Origin of the sequence: Gluconacetobacter sacchari (assembly GCF_014174255.1) — a bacterium.
GTDB lineage: Bacteria > Pseudomonadota > Alphaproteobacteria > Acetobacterales > Acetobacteraceae > Gluconacetobacter > Gluconacetobacter sacchari.
Window position 1 is genome coordinate 106,420 of record NZ_JABEQJ010000001.1, and the last position, 21,954, is coordinate 128,373.

The 21,954-nt window shown below is 64.5% G+C and carries 16 protein-coding genes; 8 read left to right on the forward strand and 8 right to left on the reverse strand.

Features of this window, described 5'->3' with window-relative positions; genetic code table 11:
* Nucleotides 1–3 precede the first annotated feature (3 nt).
* Nucleotides 4–4,518, reverse strand: a complete 4,515-nt coding sequence (gene bcsA, locus HLH48_RS00490; protein ID WP_182995538.1) for a UDP-forming cellulose synthase catalytic subunit — start codon at nt 4,516–4,518, stop codon at nt 4–6.
* A gap of 462 nt (nt 4,519–4,980) precedes the next feature.
* Between bcsA and HLH48_RS00495 the strand changes: the two genes are divergently transcribed.
* The gene (locus HLH48_RS00495) at nt 4,981–6,084 is read left to right on the forward strand and encodes a helix-turn-helix transcriptional regulator (protein WP_182995539.1); all 1,104 of its coding nucleotides are present in this window, start codon (nt 4,981–4,983) and stop codon (nt 6,082–6,084) included.
* Between the two features lie 12 nt (nt 6,085–6,096).
* On the opposite strand, the gene HLH48_RS00500 is transcribed toward HLH48_RS00495, so the two are convergent.
* Nucleotides 6,097–6,453: a cytochrome c3 family protein gene (locus HLH48_RS00500; RefSeq protein ID WP_182995540.1), complete on the reverse strand. Its 357-nt coding sequence runs from the start codon at nt 6,451–6,453 to the stop codon at nt 6,097–6,099.
* A gap of 20 nt (nt 6,454–6,473) precedes the next feature.
* Nucleotides 6,474–7,184, reverse strand: a complete 711-nt coding sequence (locus HLH48_RS00505) for a ferric reductase-like transmembrane domain-containing protein (protein ID WP_182995541.1) — start codon at nt 7,182–7,184, stop codon at nt 6,474–6,476.
* Nucleotides 7,185–7,297: 113 nt separating this feature from the next.
* Between HLH48_RS00505 and HLH48_RS00510 the strand changes: the two genes are divergently transcribed.
* Nucleotides 7,298–8,083: a sulfite exporter TauE/SafE family protein gene (locus HLH48_RS00510; RefSeq protein ID WP_182995542.1), complete on the forward strand. Its 786-nt coding sequence runs from the start codon at nt 7,298–7,300 to the stop codon at nt 8,081–8,083.
* Between the two features lie 20 nt (nt 8,084–8,103).
* Here the strand turns inward: HLH48_RS00510 and HLH48_RS00515 are convergent, their stop codons facing one another.
* Nucleotides 8,104–8,256: a hypothetical protein gene (locus HLH48_RS00515; RefSeq protein ID WP_182995543.1), complete on the reverse strand. Its 153-nt coding sequence runs from the start codon at nt 8,254–8,256 to the stop codon at nt 8,104–8,106.
* Between the two features lie 254 nt (nt 8,257–8,510).
* On the opposite strand from HLH48_RS00515, the gene HLH48_RS00520 reads away from it, so the two are divergent.
* Together HLH48_RS00520 and exaC are read left to right on the forward strand one after the other, a co-directional pair.
* Nucleotides 8,511–9,404 carry a helix-turn-helix domain-containing protein gene (locus tag HLH48_RS00520; protein WP_246386611.1) on the forward strand — a complete coding sequence of 298 codons (894 nt, stop codon included), beginning with the start codon at nt 8,511–8,513 and terminating at the stop codon, nt 9,402–9,404.
* Between the two features lie 155 nt (nt 9,405–9,559).
* Complete coding sequence (exaC, locus tag HLH48_RS00525; RefSeq protein WP_182995545.1) at nt 9,560–11,080, forward strand: acetaldehyde dehydrogenase ExaC; 1,521 nt, start codon at nt 9,560–9,562, stop codon at nt 11,078–11,080.
* A gap of 56 nt (nt 11,081–11,136) precedes the next feature.
* Here the strand turns inward: exaC and HLH48_RS00530 are convergent, their stop codons facing one another.
* Nucleotides 11,137–13,461 carry a TonB-dependent receptor gene (locus HLH48_RS00530; protein WP_182995546.1) on the reverse strand — a complete coding sequence of 775 codons (2,325 nt, stop codon included), beginning with the start codon at nt 13,459–13,461 and terminating at the stop codon, nt 11,137–11,139.
* A 97-nt stretch (nt 13,462–13,558) separates the two neighbouring features.
* On the opposite strand from HLH48_RS00530, the gene HLH48_RS00535 reads away from it, so the two are divergent.
* Both HLH48_RS00535 and HLH48_RS00540 read left to right on the forward strand, forming a co-directional pair.
* On the forward strand, nt 13,559–14,968 hold the full coding sequence (locus HLH48_RS00535; protein ID WP_182995547.1) for a sensor histidine kinase: 1,410 nt from the start codon (nt 13,559–13,561) through the stop codon (nt 14,966–14,968).
* Entirely contained in the window at nt 14,965–15,603 is a 639-nt protein-coding gene (locus HLH48_RS00540) for a response regulator transcription factor (protein WP_182995548.1), read from the forward strand. The genes HLH48_RS00535 and HLH48_RS00540 overlap by 4 nt, the downstream gene beginning before the upstream one ends.
* Nucleotides 15,604–15,683: 80 nt before the next feature.
* Here HLH48_RS00540 and HLH48_RS00545 read toward each other — a convergent pair whose 3' ends face one another.
* The 3 genes from HLH48_RS00545 to HLH48_RS00555 all read right to left on the reverse strand — a co-directional run bounded on the left by HLH48_RS00545 (nt 15,684) and on the right by HLH48_RS00555 (nt 20,390).
* Nucleotides 15,684–17,261 (reverse strand): porin, encoded by a 1,578-nt coding sequence (locus HLH48_RS00545; protein ID WP_182995549.1) that lies wholly within the window; start codon nt 17,259–17,261, stop codon nt 15,684–15,686.
* Between the two features lie 197 nt (nt 17,262–17,458).
* Nucleotides 17,459–18,622 carry a c-type cytochrome gene (locus HLH48_RS00550; RefSeq protein WP_182995550.1) on the reverse strand — a complete coding sequence of 388 codons (1,164 nt, stop codon included), beginning with the start codon at nt 18,620–18,622 and terminating at the stop codon, nt 17,459–17,461.
* 16 nt (nt 18,623–18,638) lie between these two features.
* Nucleotides 18,639–20,390, reverse strand: coding sequence for a methanol/ethanol family PQQ-dependent dehydrogenase (locus HLH48_RS00555; RefSeq protein WP_182995551.1), 1,752 nt, complete (start codon nt 20,388–20,390; stop codon nt 18,639–18,641).
* A 673-nt stretch (nt 20,391–21,063) separates the two neighbouring features.
* Between HLH48_RS00555 and HLH48_RS00560 the strand changes: the two genes are divergently transcribed.
* Nucleotides 21,064–21,774 (forward strand): c-type cytochrome, encoded by a 711-nt coding sequence (locus HLH48_RS00560; protein ID WP_182995552.1) that lies wholly within the window; start codon nt 21,064–21,066, stop codon nt 21,772–21,774.
* Nucleotides 21,771–21,938 carry a hypothetical protein gene (locus HLH48_RS00565; protein ID WP_182995553.1) on the forward strand — a complete coding sequence of 56 codons (168 nt, stop codon included), beginning with the start codon at nt 21,771–21,773 and terminating at the stop codon, nt 21,936–21,938. The genes HLH48_RS00560 and HLH48_RS00565 overlap by 4 nt, the downstream gene beginning before the upstream one ends.
* Nucleotides 21,939–21,954 lie beyond the last annotated feature (16 nt).

Consider the following 21,954-nt stretch of genomic DNA (forward strand, 5'->3'; position numbering starts at 1 on the left):
TGCTCAATCATCGTGAGTGGGCATGTCGCCCAGGCGCCGATGTGCCCGGCGCCGCAGGCCCCGCCAGATCACATAGGCCAGCAGACCCGTGCCGAGCAGACCGGCCAGCGACAGGCCGAACAGATGGCCATCGAGGTACCAGGCCGGCCACATCCATAACGGCAGCGACCCGACCGTATAACGCGGCGCCGAGCGATAGCTGGAGACCCGATCGCCGTTCTTGATGACCAGGTCGCCCTGGATCAGCGGATGAACGGCCGCGTCGCGCAGCGACAGCACCATCTCCCGCAATCGCTGCGACGTGTCGCCGACGATCGCCACGACCGATCGATGGGAAGCAAAGGGCGATTGCGCGCCGATCAACAGTCCTGCCCCCACGATCGGCGCCCGCAGCCTGGCCGTCACGGCATTACGCAGTCCGCTCTGGTCCCGGTCCTGGAACAGGTAGCGGATTCCTTGCAAACCTGTGATCTGTCCAGCCAGGATCCGGTCCTGATCCACCTGATAAGGCGCGCGGGAAAGCAATGGATCGGCTTCATGCACATGCCCCGCCGTCGTCAGGAAAATGATGTCGCCCGACGGCGGATTGGCATTCAGACTATCCGCATAGACGATCGAGACGCCGGTCGTGGGATACCATGTCGTCGCGCCGAAGATCCCCATCAGGTCCAGATAAGCCTCCAAGGTCGCGTTGTCCGGATGACGCGGCATGACCACCGTCGTTTCCGACAAATCCGCCATCCGCGTGAAGGGGAAGCCGATCTGGGCGAACTGGGCCAGGTCCGGAAGCATGGTGAAATGATAGGCGCGCCGGAAATCGAGCACCGAGGATTCATCGACGCTGGTATGGAGGTCGATCGGCACATGACGGCAGGCGCCACGATCGACCGGCCTGGCATCGAATGCGAATTGAAGCTGATTCTGGCCGAACAGCGCCGAAGGCGGCACCGCCACCTGGATGCCGACCGTGCCGAAATGCGGATTGACCAGCCGCCGCGACCACGTATCCCAGGTACCCGACGCGATCATCGAAGACCGTTGCAGGAAGATGTCATTGATCGACACATCCAGTCGCGAACTCGCCAGATCGACCGTCGTGCCACCGATGACCCCCGGCGGATGGATCCACAAATCCATCAGGAACGGCCGCTGCCGCCAGGTATAAAGATCGGTCGGCAGATGAAACGGCATGGCGAGCGATGCGGGCGCGAAACCGTTCGCTTCCAGCGCCTCGGCCGGCGCCAGTTCACCGAAACGAACAGGACGATCTGTCGGCACGAAAGACGGCGCGTCATACGGTTTGCGCGGGTCGGCCTCGATATTCGCCACCACCTGCACGCTCACCGCCCCCAGCGTCGAGGGCGACAGTACCAGCGCCCGCGCCGCGATCTCCACTTCCTGCGGGTTACGCCCGGTCACGACCAGCACCGTTCCCCAGCGATCATTGGGGTTGGGTATTTCGAGCAATGTCGGCCCATGGGGCATTTGGCCATCGGGCCCGACGGGAAGATTCTCGCCGATCTCGATCGCATTGCCGGCATCCGGGATCGCGTTGGTGACCGGGAAAGCGAAGTCCCGGAAATCCGCCAGCTTGCCGAACCAGGACGCGATCATGCCGCTGGCCCGCATGCTGGCCCCGGTGGCGGGCACCACCATCGGAATCCGCACCGGCGTGCGCAGATTCGGATCGAAGAACGGCGCAGGCAGGCGCGACAGCACCCGCTCGGGCGCGATCCGCACCGTGGTCAGCGTCAGGCGCGACAGGTCGGAAATGCGCGCCCACAGCACCTCGTTATAAAGATCGTTGCAATCCCGCCGATATTCGCCGGCGAAATGAAAATTCAACGTGTTCTTTCCGCCGAAATACATCGGATTGATATCGAATGTCAGCGGCCCGAACTGTGGATGCGCCGGATCAACCTTTATGGTACCGATATATTGCTCGTTCAGCGTCACCGTCACCGCGCTCGCTTCGGGAAGCAGCTCAGGCGACAGCGCACCGGACAGCGTCAGTTGCGCGTGGGTCACGACGCGGTTGGCCGGCACCGCGACAGTCACGCCCTGAAGCGGGCTGTATCCGCGCAGGACCATGGGACCGGACACCCCAAGATCACGTAGCGAGAGCGTATTCGTCACCTCGGTATCCGAGACGCGCGCGGCGATGGCGGCATCGGCCGCCGATGCCGGATTACGGTCGCCGGCATTGGGGTCGTTGATCGGCAGCCCCGGCGCGGCCGGCAGCGCGGCCGATGCCTCGCCGGTCTGCCCAAGGGCCGGCGGAATGCCTGCCATCGCCAGGCCCGCCGCCAGAAGACAGGAAGCCACTACGCCACGCTGCGCGGCCTGTCGTGAAGGTTTCACCACGAAACTTGCCTTCTCCAATGTCTTGGCTGGCACGTCGTCGGACGACGCGTCCTCGCCGGAAATGACGGAACGAACCTCGTTGGAACGGGGCCTGAACAGGGCGGCAATGTTCCTGAGGATGATGAAAAAGCTCCTGATAGGCCGGTCTCGGGGAAAATCGTCCCACGAGGCCCAGGCATCCAGACGCCCGAAGATCATCGAAACGACCTGCCGCTCCTCATGCAGCCCCGAAATCAGCCAGCGCGCATGAATCCGGTCTCCGCGCTGCCGCAGGATCTCGACAGGCACCGAAACGTCGATACCGTACCGCGCATCGTCGTAATCAAGGACGACCCGCATCGGTCCGGCGATCCGCATTCCCTCCGGCACCAGAAGCCCGGCCCCGCCCAGCGACAGATCGGTGGTACGGGTCCGCCAGGTCTCGCCGGTCTCCGTGCGCAGCGTAACCGGCAGGTCGGCGCGCACGCGATGCTGGACACGGCTCTGGCGCGTTTCACGGGCGACCGCGATCGACGCCAGAACGATGAACAGGCTGAACAGGGCCCAGAATGTATTGAGCAGCATCGACTGGAAATCCGCCGGGTCCAGTCGCTCGATACTCACCCCGAAAATGCCGCGCAGCACCGCCGTCGCCAGCAGGACGGCCAGGATGACGTTGGGATAGACCGCCCGCAAATCGAAATAATCGTTATGAAGCCGCGTACCCTTGCGCGTCACATTGAAACGCCCCTTGGTCGGCCGCAGAAAGGTCGACGCCGTCAGACGCACGAGGAACATGGCCAGCGAGGTTTCGTAAAGCTCACTCCAGAACGTATAGCGCCAGCGTCCTTCGATCCGCGACAGGGTCAGCATCGAATGCAGGATATGCGGCCCCGCATAAGCAAGGGCCGCCAGCGGCGACGCCTTCAGGACATTCTGCCCCAGAAGCAGGAAGGCCATCGGGGCTGTCAGGAAGATGATGCGCGGCACCGCGAACAGGAAATGCGACATCGACGACAGATAGCAGAGCCGCTGCTCCCAGCGCAGGCCACGCCCCAGCAGGGGATTGTCGAGCCGCATGATCTGTAGCGTTCCACGCGCCCAGCGCATGCGCTGCCCGATATGGAAGATCAGCCGTTCGGTCGCCAGTCCGCCCGCCAGTGCCTGACGCAGATAGCCGGTACTCCAGCCCTTGCGCTGCATCTTCAGGGCGGTATGCGCATCTTCCGTCACGGTCTCGGTGGCGAAGCCCCCGACACTGTCCAGCGCGGCGCGTCTGATCACGGCGCATGACCCGCAGAAAAAGGCCGAATCCCACAGATCGTTCCCGTCCTGGATCAGGCCATAGAACATGTTGCCTTCCGGCGGCACCTGTTCGACCGCCGTCAGATTGCGTTGGAACGGGTCCGCCGAATAGAAATAATGCACGGTCTGCAGCATGCACATCGTCGGGTCGGCCACCATCCAGCCAACCGTCTGCTTCAGAAAATCATGCACCGGCACATGGTCGCAGTCGAATACCACAACCAGTTCGCCGTCGATCACGCCCAGCGCGTGGTTGAGATTCCCGGCCTTGGCGAAACGATTGTCCGGGCGCGTGATATATCCGGCCCCGCACGCGATGGCGAAATCGCGGAAATCCTGCCGCCGCCCGTCGTCCAGGATGTAGACATTCAGCCTGTCCGCAGGCCAGTCGAGCGCCTGCGCCGCAAGCACCGTCGCGCGTACCACGTCCAGGCTTTCCTGATAGGTCGGAACCAGGATATCGACCGTCGGCCAGAGTGCCCTGTCCGCCGGCAGCGGTTGCACCTGCCGCTCCAGCGGCCAGACCATCTGGAAATAACTCAGGCAGAGAACAAGCAGGGCATAGCATTCGGCCAGAAGCAGCGCGATCGACAGACTGAATTGCACGATATTGTCATGGGTGATCGTCGTCCCGACCCGCCAGACGATGTAGCGCATCGACATCATGATGGACAGCGTGATCAGGAAACAACTGACCAGACGTCCCGGAAGGCGATTGACCGACAGCATCAGAGCGATTGTACCGAGCGCGAACAGTCCCTGCTGCCGATCCGACAACGCAAGCGCACTGACCAGCACGATCAGCGACAGCCCGACGATACCGGCAAGAACGGAATCGATGACGACCCGACGAAGCGGCCCCGAATGCATTGCCCTATCCAACCGACGCCTCATGGAATTCCCAATCAGATATCAGACACGCGCTTCCGCCAGGAGGTCCGCCGCACCTGGAGACAGCTCCCCCGACCCTAAGTCGCAGATATCACGATTTATTAATATTTTATACTATTCAATATTCAAAGTCTCCGCAAAAAATTTGAGAAACTCGCGCTTCTCATGTTATTTTTACGGAAATCGCCATTTCATTTGCATAAAATGCAAAATTTTCCGAAAATAGAGCATTCTATGCCCGCAACGCTGATCAGCCATGCATCCTTAACATATCGATATCCCGTGCGCCGCCTTCGTGCTGCTGAAACCGGGCACGAAAACGATTAACAAAAGCGCAACGTCTCCTCACACCCCAAATGGGGATTTACAAAAACGAAAATCCGCCGCAGGAAGCGAGTTTATACTTTTTTCTCCCCGTAGCGGAGCATGGCAGAGTCTTCCATGTCGATGATGACGATCAACACGTTGGTGGAAGATATCTACGCGTCTGCCATCCATCCTGAAAACTGGACACCGACGCTGTCACGTCTCGCGCAGATTACCGGGTACAGGGGCATAGCGATTGTCCCCGAAAATACGAACGACGACTCCCTGAAACTCAGTTCATCGGTCGACAAGACACCAGACCATGAATATTATACTTATTACATCAACATCAATCCGTTCCGTAGATTACGCCCCAATCTCCCCCGGTATAAGGGCTTGATACGCGATATCGATCTCCTGTCACCCGACGAAATCCGCAATTCCCCCTATTATGTCGATTTTCTCAATAAACATGGATGTTCCCACACCGAAAGAATATACATATGCCAGCAGGATATCGCGTTCTTCCTAGCGGGGCAGAGAGGAAAAAACTATTCTTACGATAAAGCCACATCTGAAATAGATCTGTGTTTTTTTTCGGGTCATATAAAGAATTCAATCCTCATGGCCCGGAATATGCATGCACTGTCCTCGAAGGTAAACAGGCTATCCTACCTTTACGACCAGATGAAGTTCGGCATCTTCCTGGTAAGAGAAAATGAAGACGTTATTTTCGTAAACAAATACGGCAGCAGCGCCATCAATGGTCTGTTTCGTCTCTCAAACAATAGACTAACCTTCCTGTCTGCGCACAATCAGAAATTGTGGGATCGACTCATTTCAACACGTCAGGACCGTCCTCCGAACGCCGCATCGTCCGAAATCGCGGCATTTACCACTCCCGACGGCAGGACATTGCTGGCCCGGTCGATGCCGGTGCCCGACATCATCCTCGACCATCTCAGCGTAAACGACCGATGCAAGGTCGTCTTCTTTCACGACATCACGCGCGACACGGGCAACATGATCGCCATGTTGCAAACCCTGGGCCTCTCCCGCTCCGAGGCAATGCTGGCCCAGACATTGGGGCATACAGGCTCCCTGAAGGAAAGCGCGGCCCGGATCGGCCTCTCCTACGAAAGCGCCCGCTCGTCCCTGAAAACCATCTTTTCGAAGATGGGCATCCGAAGCCAGAATGACCTCACCGCCATCGTCACGCGACTGTCCAGCGTCGCATAAGGCCAGTTTTCCTCAAAAGATATCCTGCCCCTTCCTGCCCGCCGGCGGCACATGGCAACCATGGCACAACCGGACCGGACCGGCGGTGGCATGATCACGGCGCCGCGTCAGGTGGCAACCCTCGCAGAAATCATGAAATGTCGACAGCGCCAGCGCCGCCTGGTCCGGCCACGTGCGATGGCAGCCGAAGCAGGTCCGGTCGGGAGCCGACGCCAGTGCGGGTTCCAGCACGTCATGATGGCACTGCACACAATTATAAGCCGCATGGTCGCGATGCAGGAACACGACCGGAATCGGCGCGGCATGACCGGCACCCGCTTCGCACCACCAGGCCACTCCGGCCGCCATGCCAAGAACTGTCGCGAGCATGCACGCAGGCAGCCACCCGGTCACGGCGCCAGCCATCGGCTGAAATAAAGCCCATACGCCACGCTGACTCCCAGCGACACGCCACCGACCACTCCCGCCAGCCGAACCGCGACCGGCGCGGTATTGCGGCGCCGATGCCCCGATGGCCGAGGCAGCCGACCATGCCGTCCGATCCACGGCACGATGGCGCAGCAGACCGCGATCACCGCGATCGCCGCGATCTGGTGCCGCCCCTGCACATGCAGGCGGGCCCAGGTGATATGAACGCTCGCCAGCCCCAGCAGGCCGAGCGCCGCCAGCCCATGCACCTGGCGAAAGCGGGTCGCCGTCCGCCAGATCCGGCGGCGCGCGGCAGGAAAGGACGGGCCGATGTCCAGAACGGCCAGCAGCATGCCCGCCAGCCCCGCCAGCATGTACCCGGGCCCACCCGGCAGCAGATAACGGACCGTCAGCGGTTCGGCCCACAGCGACAGCCCGACATGCAGGGCGATCAGCAGGCCGGCGACGCACCCGAACAGACGATGCGCGACGGTGAAGAACCGCCCGTCGTTGAAGGGAATCCGCAGCGGTCGCCCGGTCAGCAGAAACAGGAACGCCACCAGCCCGTAGGCCATGAAGCCGCACGCCATGGCGCTATCCCAGAGCGGCCCGTTGGCAGGCAGTTCCCGCCCCGAAACCAGGACGGAGAACAACAGGCCGCACAGAACCAGCAGCGGCAGAAGAATGATCACGGTCCCTCACGTTACGCACCCGTTGCGAACTGTATCACCATATTTGATCGTTGATTGAAAAAAAACCCTCACTATGATGCGCTGTCTTCGACACGCCCCCGGAATCCCTTGTTATGAATTTCATCAACATGATCCAGCCGTTATATTCGCTCTCCGGCCTGGGCGTGGGCTTTCTGGTCGGCCTGACCGGGGTCGGCGGCGGGTCCCTGATGACACCCTTGCTGATCCTGCTGTTCGGCGTGCATCCCCAGACAGCGGTGGGCACCGACCTGCTCTACGCCGCGGTCACCAAGGCCGTCGGTACCGGCGTGCATGGATTTTCCGGCGGAGTGGACTGGAAGGTGGTGCGCCGGCTGGCCAGCGGCAGCATCCCGGCATCCGCGCTGGCCCTGGTGGTGCTGCATATGATGGGCGCCCCATCCTTGATCACCACGCACCTGATCACCCGCAGCCTGGGCATCGCCCTGCTGCTGACCGCGCCCTGCATCCTGTTTCGCGCAGCCATCATGCAGCGTCTGGCCGGCTTCTCCGCCGGCCTGACCGACCGCCGGACCCATGTCCTGACCATCGCCATCGGGGCGCTGCTGGGCCTTCTGGTCTCGCTGTCGTCGGTCGGGGCGGGCGCGATCGGCGTGACGGCGCTGCTGGTGCTGTATCCCGGATTATCGACCGCACGCATCGTCGCGGCCGACATCGCGCACGCGGTACCGCTGACATTGGTCGCCGGACTGGGGCACTGGCTGCTGGGCTCGGTCAATCCCGGCATGCTGCTGTCCCTGCTGGTCGGATCGATCCCCGGGATCATCCTGGGCAGCCTGTTCGTCGGCATGGTCCGCGAGAGCGTCCAGCGCGTGGTCCTGGCAACCGTGCTGACCATCGTCGGCGCGCGCATGATCTGAAAGCCGAAGCCACCCGCCACCTACAGGACGGGCCCCTCGTCATCATCGTCAGGCTCGAACGGATCCTCATCCGGCACCTCGCCGGGGATCGGATCATTCGGATCGAACGGCCCGGGCGCGGGCGTCGGCATCGGCCGCCGGGGCCCGGAATGGTCATGATCACGCATGGACATCGTCCCCTCTCCACCGCTGCGGCGATAGTAACCGCCCTTGCCCGCTCCGGTTTCCCGACGGGTCCGGGACGGAGGCCCCGGCCGGTTCCCGCGCATTTGTGAACACGACATGATTGCCCTGGCCGTCCGCACATGATTAGCGTCTCGACATAACGGACATGCCGGAAACGCAGAGGCCAAGAGTGACGAAAACAAGATCACTCGACAATCATCACGCTACCGCGAAAATGCCCCACGCGGATCGTATCTTCAGCATGCTGAGCGACGAATCCGCGTCCGGCCGGTCGGCGCTCGCCGCCTCATGGTCCCGCTCGCTGCGCCATTACGGCCTGACCCCGGACCACAACGCGCCGCCGCGCCGCCTGGACGCCCCGGCCTACCGCGAGGCGCGCGAACGCAGCGCGCTCCTGCTGCACGCGGCACAACCCGTTCTGGACCGGCTGGCCTCCGCGGTCCGCCGCGGGGGTTTCTGCATGCTGCTCTGCGACGCGCGCGGCGTCGCGCTGGAGCAAAGATGCCTGCCCGGCGACGAGGATATCTTTGGCAACTGGGGCCTGAAACTGGGTGCCATCTGGGACGAAGCCCATGAGGGCACCAACGGCATCGGCACCTGCCTGGCCGAGGACCGGGTGCTGACGATTCATCGCGACCAGCATTTCTTCACCCGCAACGCGGGGCTCAGTTGCACCATGGCGCCCATCCACGATCCGTCGGGCAGTCCCGTGGGCGGCATCGACATTTCCTCATGCCGCGAGGATTGCGATTCATCGACGCTCTCCTTCCTGTCGCTGGTGGTCGAGGACGCCGCCCGTCGGATCGAAACCCGGCTGTTCGGCGAGGCCTTCGCCGGCCATCGCATCATCTCGCTGGGCAACGAGGCCCAGGCCCTGCTGGCCCTGGACAAGAACGAGGTGATCGTCGGCACCAACAAGGCCGCCCGCGCCCTGTTCGGCCTGCGCGCCGGCAAGCCCATGACGCTGCCCGACCTGCTGTCGGATACCGGGCATGAAGATCCTGGCCGCGCCGCCCACGCCGCCCTGCAACGCGTGCTGAAACGCTGCAACGGCAACATCTCGGCCGCCGCGCGGGAACTGGGCGTCAGCCGCGCCACGCTGCACCGCCGGCTGAAACGCCACGACATTCATTAGGACGCCGGCCTGAATTCTGCCGACACCCAGACCTGTCGCGGAAGTGCGACAGATCGGGCGGCAGACCGATCGTGGCCCGCTGACAAATCCAGTCTCCATCGTCACTTTCCCAAGGTCGGCCGCTTCTTTCGCGGCGACCAAGAAGGAGAATGACCATGGACTCGCTGGAAAGCCATCGAATCGACATGTCGTCACCGTTCAAGGCGCAGTACGACAATTTTATCGGCGGCCGCTGGGTCGCACCCTTCAGTGGCGAATATTTCGACGACCCCTCGCCGGTCGACGGCCGCATCCTGTGCAAGGTGGCGCGCTCCAGGGCCGAGGATGTCGAACGCGCGCTCGACGCCGCCCACGCGGCGCGCGAGGCCTGGGGCGAGACCACCGCAGCCCAGCGCGCGCTGCTGCTCAACCGCATCGCCGACCGGATCGAGGACAATCTGGAACTGCTGGCCCGCGCCGAAAGCTGGGACAACGGCAAGCCGCTGCGCGAGACGCTGAACGCCGACCTGCCCCTGTGCGTCGACCATTTCCGTTATTTCGCCGCCTGCATCCGCGCGCAGGAAGGCGCGCTGTCGGAAATCGACCATGACACGGTCGCCTATCATTTCCACGAACCGCTGGGCGTGGTCGGCCAGATCATCCCCTGGAACTTCCCGCTGCTGATGGCCGCCTGGAAGCTGGCGCCGGCGCTCGCGGCGGGCAATTGCGTGGTGATGAAGCCGGCCGAGCAGACGCCGGCCTCGATCATGGTCCTGGCGGAACTGATCGCCGACATCCTGCCCGCCGGGGTCCTGAACATCGTCAACGGCTTCGGGCGCGAGGCCGGCACGGCGTTGGCCTCCAACAGCCGGATCGCCAAGATCGCCTTCACCGGCTCCACGCCCACCGGCAAGATGATCGCCCACGCGGCGGCCGACAACCTGATCCCGGCCACGCTGGAACTGGGCGGCAAGTCGCCCAACGTCTTCTTCGCCGACATCGCGTCCGAGGATGACGATTTCCTCGACAAGGCGATCGAAGGCTTCGTCCTGTTCGCCTTCAACCAGGGCGAGGTCTGCACCTGCCCGTCGCGCGCCCTGATCCACGAATCCATCTATGACCGGTTCATGGAACGCGCGCTGCGCCGGGTCGCCGCGATCAGGCAGGGCAACCCGCTGGATCTCGCGACGATGGTCGGCGCCCAGGCCTCCGTCGACCAGATGAACAAGATCCTGTCCTATATCGAAATCGGACAGCAGGAAGGCGCGAAGCTGCTGACGGGCGGCGCCCGGGCCGATGTGGGGGAAAGCCTGGCGAATGGCTGCTACATCCAGCCGACGGTCTTCCAGGGCAACAACCGGATGCGCATCTTCCAGGAAGAGATCTTCGGCCCCGTCGTCTCCGTCACCACCTTCCGCGACGATGCCGAGGCGGTGAAACTGGCCAACGACACGGTGTTCGGCCTGGGGGCGGGTATCTGGACCCGCGACGGCACCCGCGCCTATCGCGTCGGCCGGGCGATCAAGGCCGGGCGGGTGTGGACGAACTGCTATCACGCCTACCCGGCGCACGCCGCGTTCGGCGGCTACAAGCAATCCGGCATCGGGCGCGAAAACCACCGCATGATGCTCGATCATTACCAGCAGACCAAGAACCTTCTGGTCAGCTACGCCCCCAAGAAGCTGGGGTTCTTCTGAAAACCCGCCAACATGAAGGACCGGGTGCCGACAGGCACCCGGCTTGGGGCCTGGGCTCAGAACGTCACGCGCACGCCCCCGTAACCGCCGATCGGCGCGGCGGGGCTGTAGCTGCGCGGATTGGTCGCCCCCGGCGCCTGCGACAGATAGACCGAGTTGGTCGGCGAAAACGTCCCATAGGTGTAATAGTTTCGGTCGGTCACGTTCGAGATGCTGCCGAACAATTGCAGCGTGCGTGTCACCTGGACCGACGTATGCAGGTTCAGCACGAAGAATCCCGGCAGGCGCGGCGTCAGGTTGGCTTCGTCGCCGTACAGATACTGCCCGCCCTGCAAGTCGAAATCGCCGCCGACAGTCCAGATCGGGGTGATCCGCACATCCACGCCGCCGGTCAGCTTGTCCAGCGGAATGCCCGGCAGGCGGTTCCCCCGGCTGACGGTGATGTTGCCGTCGTCATCGGCGGCGGGATTGCTGCCCGCATCCTCGACGAAGCCGCTGCGATAGGTCGCGTCGGTATGGGTATAATTCAGCCACGCCGACCAGCCATCCGCCTGCCAGGCCAGATGCACCTTGCCACCCTGGCGGCGGGTCGCCCCGATATTGGCGAAAAACGCGCGGTTCAGCGTCTCGCTATTGATAAAGACGATGTCGTTGTCTGCATCGGTACGGAACAGCCCCAGATCGTAGCTCAACCGCCCGGCATGGCCGATGGCAAAGCCGCCACGCAGCCCGGCCTCGAACGTATGGGCCCTCACCTGCTTCAGGTCCGGATCGCCGACGAAGAAATTGGCCAGGCTGCACGCGTTCTGCGGCCCGGCGCACGACAGCTCGGCCGGCGTCGGCGCCCGGTTCGCTTCCGCATAGCCGCCATAAATCGTCGCCCACTCCGTCAGGCGGTAGCTGATCCCGCCTCCGGGATTGATCGCCGAATAGGCATGATGCCCGCTCAGATCCCCGCCATTCTGGTCGGCCAGGTTGATCTGCGCGAAATTGTAGCGAATCGATCCGGTCAGCGACAGGCGCGGCGTCAGGTCGATCGTGTCGGTGCCGAACACGCCGACATAGGCATCGTTCACCCGCACCCGTACCGGCACGGTCTCGCCCGGTTCGTCGATCACGTAGCCGGGGCCGTAATAGACGCGGGTCACCGGCGTAATCCCGCCCAGCAGGGCGGACCCGGTGAACATCGTCTGCGCGCCATCGAAACTGACGCCCGCGACCTCATGATTGCGCAGACCGAACAGAGAATGGGTTTCGGTCTCCTGCATCGATACGCCATAGCCATTGGTATTGGTCGTCTGCAGATCCAGTTCGGAATACGGGCCGCCGTTCAGGAAATCAGGAATCGTCGCCCCGCCCCGCGTGGTCGAAGGATCGCCGTCATCGGTACACATCAGGCCCGACCCGTCGTCGCAGGGCGAGTCATTGGGCGCATTGCCGTTCAGAACCCGTTGCTGGAAATAATCGTAATGCGCCTGCCCCTGTATCGACAGCGTATCGGTAAAACTGTGCCGGCCGTTCAGGGCGAACTGGATGAATTTGTTCGCCATCTGGTTGGGCGCAGTAAACTGCGCCCTCGGATCGGCGCGCAGCAATTCCACCGGCGAGGTTCCCGGCCCGTTCAACACCGAGTTGGCCAGGTCCAGGCTGCCATGCACTTCCGTCGCCTCTCCCTTCCAGCCGAGATCGGTGTACAGGGTCTGGATGTCGGAACTTTGCAGGTCGCGCCAGCCATCCTCATGCACCTCCCGCGCGGCGACATAGAAACCCCAGTTGCCCCGCCGCGCGGCATAGTCACCCTGCGCCACGATGCGCCCGAACGACCCACCGGACAGGTCGAACTCGCCCCCCTTGCTGTTGAAGCCATTCTTCATCCGCACATTCAGCGCGCCGCCCAGGGCGTTCAGGCCAAAGACCGGGTTCGATCCTTCGACCGCCACCCGTTCGATCGCCAGGTCCGGGATCAGGTCCCAGTTCACCGTGTCGCCGAACGCCTGGTTGAAGCGCACGCCATCGAGATAGACGGCGATGCCCTGCGACGTTCCCTGCAACGGCGACGCCTGGAATCCGTTCATGACGATGGTGGGCTGATAAGGATTGCCCGAGGCCGAATTGAGGCTGACACCCGCCAGGCGGCTATCCAGCGCATGCAGCAGGTCGGCCGTCCCGGTCAGTTGCAGATCATGCGCGGTCAGGATGACGGTCGCGGCCGGCAACCGGTCGCGGTCGATGCCCGAGCCGGGCAACGGCGAGGTGCCGATCACGGTGATGTCTTCCGGCTCTATCCCGGCCGTCACACCACCCGGCACCGGCGTCGGCACCGTCTGCGCCAGGACCGCCCGGGCGGGCAGAAGGCAGAGCGCGGCGGAGGCCAGATACATGGCCCTCCGTCCAATCATCTTTTCAAACATGCGTTTATTCTTCTCTTTGGATTGGCATGCCACGCGGTCATCAGATCGGACGGGATCAGGGAAGTCGATGGGACATTTTCCCGAACATCGTAAAAATCCTCCGCGCTGGACAGGATTTCTCCCGTCGTGGCCCTTCGGCACGCGCCTCAGCCTGCTGGGCCGCCTGCTGCGAGCGCTTGCCATGGCGGCCCTCATCGGCCTGGCGGCCGGGTCCGGCCTGGCCGCATGGCAGGCAACACGCTCGATCCGGGTGGAACTGGCCGCCGCGCTGGCGAACGCCCGCGCCGATATGGCCGCCACACCGCCCCCGCCGGCCGCCTCAGCCGCCGGATGGCCTGCGACACTCTGCGACAGTTTCGACGGCAACCGCCACATACAGGCCCAGATCACGGATCACACCGGACAGGTCCTGCACCAGTCCCGCCTGGCGGCCGGACCGCGCCCGCCCGCCTGGTTCCTGCGCGCCACCGCTCCGGCCATGGCGCCGGTGATCCTCACCCCTACCGGCCTTCCCGCGGGATGGCACCTGCGCCTGCGGGCGGATGCGACCAACGAGGCCGCGGAACGCTGGGGCGAATTGAGGGTCCAGCTCGCCACCATCACCCTGCTGGTCCTGCTGATCGCCGGATCATGCTGCGTCGTCGTGATACGCGGCCTGCGCCCGCTGGCCACCCTGTCCGACGGGTACGCCCGCATCGCGGCGGGCGAGGAGATGGTGGACCTGCCCGAGGCCGGCCCCGCCGATATCGCGGGCCAGGCCGCGTCCTTCAATCGCATGGCCCGCGCCCTGCGCACCGCGACCGCGCAGAACCGGCACCTCCAGGACCAGGTCACGCGCATCGCGGAAGAAGAACGCGCCGATATCGCGCGCGACCTGCATGACGAGGTCGGCCCCCTGCTGTTCGGCATCACCACCTTCACCGCGACGCTCGCCCGCGCCGCCCAGGAGGGCCGGCACGACGCCATCCCCGCGCAGGTCCGCGCCATCCAGGATGCCACCGGCTCGATCCAGCGCACCCTGCGCGCGATTCTGCAACGGCTGCACGACACCCCCGGCCACAGGCTTCCCGACACGCTGGAAGGGATCGTCCTGTTCTGGAACATTGTCGCTCCGCACATCGTCTTCACGGTTTTCTGCGATCCGGCACTCGCCACCCTGGACGACATGACGGACGACGCCCTGTCCCACGTGGCACAGGAAGCCGTCAGCAACGCCGCGCGCCACGGCCGGCCCTCGCGCATCGCGCTCCACGCCACGCGCGGCGGCGGACGGATCGTCCTGTCGGTCCATGACGACGGCACGGCAGGCCCCCACGCGCCGGGCTTCGGCCTCGCCGGCATGCACTGCCGGCTCGCGGCCCTGGGCGGATCCCTGGAGATCACCCGCGAACGGGGCTGGACCGTCCTCGCCAGCCTGCCCGACCCGGACCACCCTCTCATCCCCCACCCCATGGCGCCGGAGGCGCACGACGCATGAACATTCTTCTGGTGGACGACCACACGGTGGTACGCGCGGGCCTGGGGCAATTGCTGTCCGCGTCGCTGGGCGCCACGATCCTCGAAGCGGCCGACACCCCGACCGCCCTGGAGGTCGCCCTGCGCGCGCGGCCGGACCTGGTGGTGCTGGATCTGGGCCTGCCCGGCGCCGGCGGCCTGTGGCTGGTGCCCCGCCTGCGCGATGCCGGCCTGCGCGTGCTGGTCCTGAGCATGCATGCCGACCCGATCTACGCGCGCCGGGCGCTGGATGCCGGAGCAACCGGCTATGTCTCGAAAACGATCGGCGCCGACGACCTGCTGGACGCCATCCGGCAGGCAATGGGCGGACAATGCTACGTCGAAACCCCGATCGCCACCCTGCTCGACGAACATCGCGACGTGCTCGGCCGCGATTTCGGCCGCCTGACGGCCCGGGACCTGGATATCATGCGGTTTCTGGGCGAGGGGCGCAGCCTGTCGGACATCGCGGCGACGCTCGGCGTCAGCTACAAGACGGTGGCCAACACGGCGGGGATGATCAAGACCAAGCTGGGCGTGGCCCGCACCGCGGACCTGATCCGGCTGGCCATCGCCACACAGGCGGGCGGAACCATGGATGGGCGGGGGGCGGCGTAGCCGATCGGAAAGCGAAAAGGCATCGGCGCACCCGCGCCGATATCATCCGGGGGCAAACGCGCCCCCGGATGGGAAAGACGTCAGAAGAACAGGATCGCGCCGGCCGAGACGGTATTGTCGCTGGCCGAGTTGCCGTTATGCGCCGCCGCCTGGGTATGGGCATATTCGACCACCAGCTTCAGCCAGTCCGTCAGGTCGTAATACCCCGCGCCAACCTCGGACTGGTTGCGGCGGACCAGCCCGGTCGCGGTATCGCCGGACGCCAGATACAGGTTGCTGACGCCGTAGCTGCCCACCAGCTTGAGACGCTTGGTGAAGTTGTAGGCGCCCTGGACGTAGTATCCTTCCGAATCGCGCTTGCGCCCGTTCGCCGCGACCCCGTCGAAGAACAGGCCCGTCGTGCCGAGCCCGCTGCCACGATAATAATAGACCACGGCCTGGGCCCGGCCGTAGGTCAGCTTGGCACCGATTTCGCCCGCCTCGGCCATGGCGCCCCGCCGCTCGTCCTGCGTCAGCAGGCTACTGGTCAGGCCCTGCTGGTGTTGGATCAGGAAACTGGACCAGAGCTTCGTGCTCAGGTCGCCGATCTTGAAGCTGTAGGTGATCTTGCCCTGCACCATCGGCGAACTGTGCTGCGTCGATTCCGCCGACAGGCCGTGGCCTGCGTAATTGAACTCATCCAGCGGCTGGAAGACGCCAACCGATCCCTGGAAACCGTGTATCACCGGCGAGGCATAGGAAATCTGCGGAATCCAGTCGGCATACACATAGCCCAGGCCGATACGGCCCAGCGAGGTATTGGCCGGCGCGGCATTGCTGCCGGTCGAACCGACGCTCAGCAGCGTCGCATCCTCCAGGATCGCGTCGGAGCCGAACAACGCCAGGTCGCGGCCCAGCTTCACGGTGCCGAAGCTCTTGGTTCCCGCCGTCAGATAGACCTGACGCAGATCGATGCCCGCGGTGCCAAGCCCGACCGGGCTGCCGCCGGAATTGGCGTTGAACGCGCCCGGATTGGCGTTGTTGAGGCCGGGATACAGGCCCAGCACCGCCGACATGTCGATCCCCGACTGCGTGGTGGACAGTTTGAGGACGAAGCCCGCCGGCAGCAGGCCGTTACGCACCGCAGACGAATCGAACCCGCTGCCCCCGCTCGACAGGCCGCCCGCCACCGGCAACCCGTGTCCGGGAGAGTTGTAGCTGTAAAACCCGTTGACGAAGCCCGAGAAATTGATATCGATCGGACCAGCCTTGAAGGTCAGCCCCTTGCCGGAAACATAGGGCGCGACCCGCACCACGCTGGGGCTGTCGATCGTGCTGCGCGCCGCCAGCATCGAGGCCTCGGCGGCACGGGCGCTCGCCGCCGCGCTGTCCGCCGCGCGCTGGGCGGCGACCACCGCCGGCATCACCGCGCCGTCCGAAGCGGCTTCGGCACGCCGCCCCCGCCGCGACCCCTGGGCCGAGGCCGGCTCGACCGCATGATGACGATGCCTGGCCAGCAGGGTCGAATATTCGACCCGCGTCAGTGCGCCCTTGGCCCGCAGGATATCAAGAAGATCACTGTAATCGTCAGCCCTGGCGCACCGGGCCGACAGCATGGACACGCCACCGGCAGCCAGGACGGCTGTCAAACCCACATGCGCCCAATGTCTTGCCGACATCTGACAAACTCCGCTGTTTCTTGTTTTTTTTATAACGCGTTCGCCACTATAGCGTGAACTACCAATTACGCATTGCTTATACAGGCTCCGCTCACGTCTTGGATGCGGATGCCCCGGTATCCTGCTCCCGAAATGCGCGCACGCATTTCGGGATCGAAAGGGCACTGGAATCCCGATTCCAGTGCCCTCGCGAAAGATCAGTCTCCGCTATAGACCAGCGGCACGGTCGACGATTTGGCCCCGTCGAAAGTCAGTGCGGTCGATCCTGCGGGCATGCCGTTCTGCTGGAGCAGAAACGCCATGATGTTCACATAGACGTCGTGCGGCAGGCTGGCCGGCTGGGTCGCCGGCATGTTCTGCGACACGATCGTGAAGATATCGCCGACATGGAAATTCGCCTTGGGCGAAGCGAAGTTCTTCCCCTTCAGGGCCGGCCCGGCCATCCCTTCCAGATTGTCGCCATGGCATTGCGCGCAATTGTCGGCATAGGCTTTCTTGCCCGCATCGGCCTGCGCCGCGGTAAACAGCGCGGGCTTCTCCCCACCGGCGGCCGGGGCGGCCGCCGGCGTCTCCGCCGCCGCCAGGACGATCGGGCTGGCCGGCGACATGGCATAGGGCCGCAGCAGGGCAGCCAATTGGCCGGACCGCCGCAGCGTCTCGACACTTTTCTGGAACTCGGCCGCCGCCGTCGCGCCGCCGGGGCCGTACAACGCCACGACGTTCCAGTCGGCATGGGGTTCGCTCAGGGCATGCAGGCAGTAATCGCGCGCCTTTTCACCACCGGGCAGATAGGCCACGGCACTGGCCCGCCACACCATCGCTGCCCGGTTGGTATGATGGACCACGCTGGCGATGGTCTGCGCGTCGGTCGGGTAGATATCGGCCTGGATGTTGGGATGTTTCACGAAATACAGGTTCGGCGCCGTCAGGTACGTCACCGCCACGTCCGTCCCGCGCGGCAGGTCGGCCAGCGTTTCGGCATTCTGGCTGCGCGGCGTCACCAGCACGAATCCCATCCGCGCATAGGGCGCCGTCGCCCGCATCCCCTCGGGCACGGCGCCATGCGTGGCATCGACGGGAAAGCCCAGCACCAGCGCGCAGCGCGAGGCCGCGAGCGTGCTGAACCTCTTGACGTCGAACCCGTCATCGTCGCCCGCGCCGCTGCCATCGAATTGATAGATCGCGGCATCGGTGCCCTGCTGATGCGCCACCGCCTCCACGACCCGCTGGTCCATCGCATGTGCCGGGTTCGAGGAATCGATGCAGACCGAAACGGTGGCTCCTGCCGGCCGGGCGGCCAGCAGGGCCCCGGCCGCCACGGCGCAAACCAGGGCACGGCGTGACAGACGGGCAATATTCATGCGCATGCGGTCCTCCTTACAGCGCGAAGACATACAGATGACCTCCCAGCGGAATCGAACGGACGCGCGGATCCTTCGCCATGTCGCCACCCCAGATCGGCACGCCGCCACCCCAGCCGGCATAGACGCCGACATATTGCTTGTCGCCGACCTTCCAGGTGCTGGGCACACCCAGGACACCCGACGACATTTTCGGACTCTTCCACAGCACGGCGCCCGTTTTCGCGTCGAAGGCGTACAGGTATCCGTCGGCACTGCCCGAGAAGACCAGTCCGCCGGCGGTCGCCAGCATGCCGCCATTCCATGGCAGCGCGGATTTGAACGACCACGCCTGCTTGCCGGTATCCAGGTCGATCGCCTGGACCGAGCCCCAGTCGTCGGGATGTTCCGGATCACGCATGACGGTAAAGGTCTCGCCCAGGAACGGCAGGCCCGCCTTGTACGAGACGGCCGCGCCCTTCATCTTCATGCAGGTATGCAAGGTCGGCACGTAGGCGAAATGGGTCTGCGGGTCGACGGCGATCGGCCACCAGTTCTTGCCGCCCAGGAAGCTGGGGCAGGTGAAGATTTCCTTGTCCACATCAGGCCGCATGGCGGGATCGGTGATCGGCTTGCCGTCCTTGAAGCCGGAAACCGACGTCGCATGCGCGAATTTCTCGGCATAGATCAGCTTGCCGTTCGTCCGATCGATCGCATAGAACCAGCCATTGCGGCTGGCGCTGACCAGCGCCTTGTACGTCTTGCCCTGATAGGTCAGGTCGGTCAGCACCGGCTCGTTCGTGCCGTCATAATCCCAGGTATCGTGCGGCGTGTACTGGTAATGCCACTTGATCTTGCCGGTCGCGGGGTTCAACGCGATCACGCTGTCGGTATACAGATTGTCGCCCGGCCGCAGCACCGCCAGCCACGGCCCCGGATTGCCCACGCCCCAGATCAGCGAATCGGTCTGCGGGTCATAGCTGCCGGTCAGCCACGTGGCGCCGCCACCGGTCTTGTAGGCCCCCTTGGGCCAGGTATCGCCGCCGGGCTCGCCCGGCGCCGGAATCGTCGATTGCCGCCAGAGCTGCTTGCCGGTCTTGGCATCCAGCGACGCGATGAAGCCGCGCGCGCCATACTCGCCACCCGAAATGCCGACGATGACATGGCCCTTGACCACCAGCGGCGCCAGCGTCATCGCATAGCCCAGGTCAGGCGGCTCCAGCGCCTGGTCCCACACCACCTTGCCGGTGGCGGCATCCAGCGCCAGCACGTGGTTGTCCAGCGTGGCCATGTAGACATTGTCGCCATACAGGGCAACACCGCGATTCACCACGTCGCAGCAGATCGTCTTCAACCCCACCTCGGACAGGTCGCGCTGATATTTCCACAGCAGCTTGCCCGTGCTGGCCTGAAAGGCCAGCAGCCCGTTTTTCGGCGTGGTGATGAACATGTAGTCGCCATTGACGATCGGCGGCGCCTCATGCCCGCTCTTCGAGCCCGTCTCATAATCCCAGACGGGCTTGAGCTGGGCGACATTGGCGGTATCGATGCCGTCCAGGGCCGAATAGCCGGTGCTGGAATAATCGTGGCGATACATCAGCCAGCCATTATCCTGCGCCGCGTGGCTCAGCCGCTCGGTCGTCACCGGCTGATAGGGGCCGGCCGGATCCTCCGCCCGAACCGGCGAGGAAACCGTCAGCGCGGTCGCACAGGCCAGCGCAAGCGGCAGGGCCAGCACCGCCCTGCGCGGTGGCTGCCTGGTGACGCTGGTACGGTAAGCAAACTTCATCTCGGGTCTCCCGCAACACTCTTCCGGTAGGGACCGTCCGAACGCATTCCAGCGCAGCGAAAAAATCCACGCCCGACCGTCCGCGACGCCGCCCTGCAAGGACAGGACCAATCTAACGACCGATAAGGACACAGGATCCGTCACCCTTGCCGGGCCGCAGCCGTTCCTGACGATGCTCCACCTGCACGTTATCTTTCTTATGTGTCAGGCCCGTCAGCATTTGCCCGTTCGATCCCGTCTGTCACGCCACCGAATCGGCATGGCAGGCATGGACTGTCGCAAAACTGCGACAGTCCATGCCCTGCCGAGCAAGAATAACGACGCGCCCCGTCTTCGCGCCCCGCCGGCATCGATACGGATTGACTATAATCACGTTTCAGAGATTATGACCGGCACGATGAAGCCGCCCGTATTCCTGCGTCTATATTTCGGGTCCGCCACTCCGGGCCGCACAGTCCTGTCTCAATTCTGCGACAGGTCCGGTCCGCGGATCGGCGACGCCCCCGTGACAGACCGGCGGCGACATCGGACAGTCACGGCCGAAGACCCGGCGGAACGATAAGCAAGGACAACACGAACCGCGACGCCGGCGAATTGGAGGGGGGGCGTGCCCGATCTCCGGCGATCCCCTATAGCATTTCATATCGGCAGGAAGCCCGAACGGGAGAAAGGCATGCATCAGGCGGCGGGGAGCATCATCCGTCCAGGCTGGCGACGAGCGGGCGCACTGGCGCTCCTGGGGGCGACCCTTCTGGCGGCGCGACCGTCCCGCGCGGCCGACGCGCCGGACCCGGCGGCGGGCCGGGCGATCGCCGAAAGCGGTGTCCTGACCGGCCATGTCGGCTGCTCGGCCTGCCACCTCATGAACGGCGCCGGGCAGCCGGACGTGGGCATCCCGCGCCTGGCCGGCTTCACCGCCGCGTATCTGGAGCAGCAGCTCGGCTTCTTCGCCACCGACAAGCGCGCCAGCATCTGGATGGCGCCGTACGCGCGGATGCTGACGCCGAAGCAGATCCAGGATGTCGCCGCCTATTATGCCGGCCTGCCCGAGCCGCCGTCGGTCGAAAGCGACCCGGCGGGCGACGCGCTGCGCGCGCGCGGCAAGGAGGTGTTCCAGAAAGGAAACATGAGCAAGGGCGTGATGCCGTGCGGCGGCTGCCACGGTCCGGCGGGCCAGGGCATGGGCACCTTCGCGCCGCATCTGGCCGGCCAGTCCGCGCCCTACCTGCTGGAACAGTTGCGTCACTGGCACCAGGGCAGGCAGCGCGACCCGATGGGCAAGATGATGGCGACGGAAGCCCATGCGATGACCGACTCCGACATGCAGGCCGTCGCGTCCTATCTGCAAAGCCTGCCGGCACCCGGCGCGGGAGGCGCGAAATGAGCGTGGAGAACAAGCAGGACAGGCCGGACGAACGGGATGGCAACATCGCCCCCCCCGTGATGGAGGTCCGGCCGGTCGGCACCTGGGTCGTCAGCGTCGTGCTGCTGGCGTCGGTGCTGGCGGTCTGGGTCCTGGTCTCGGTGATCTTCCTGCATCGCGCGTGACGGGAAAGGAACGGTT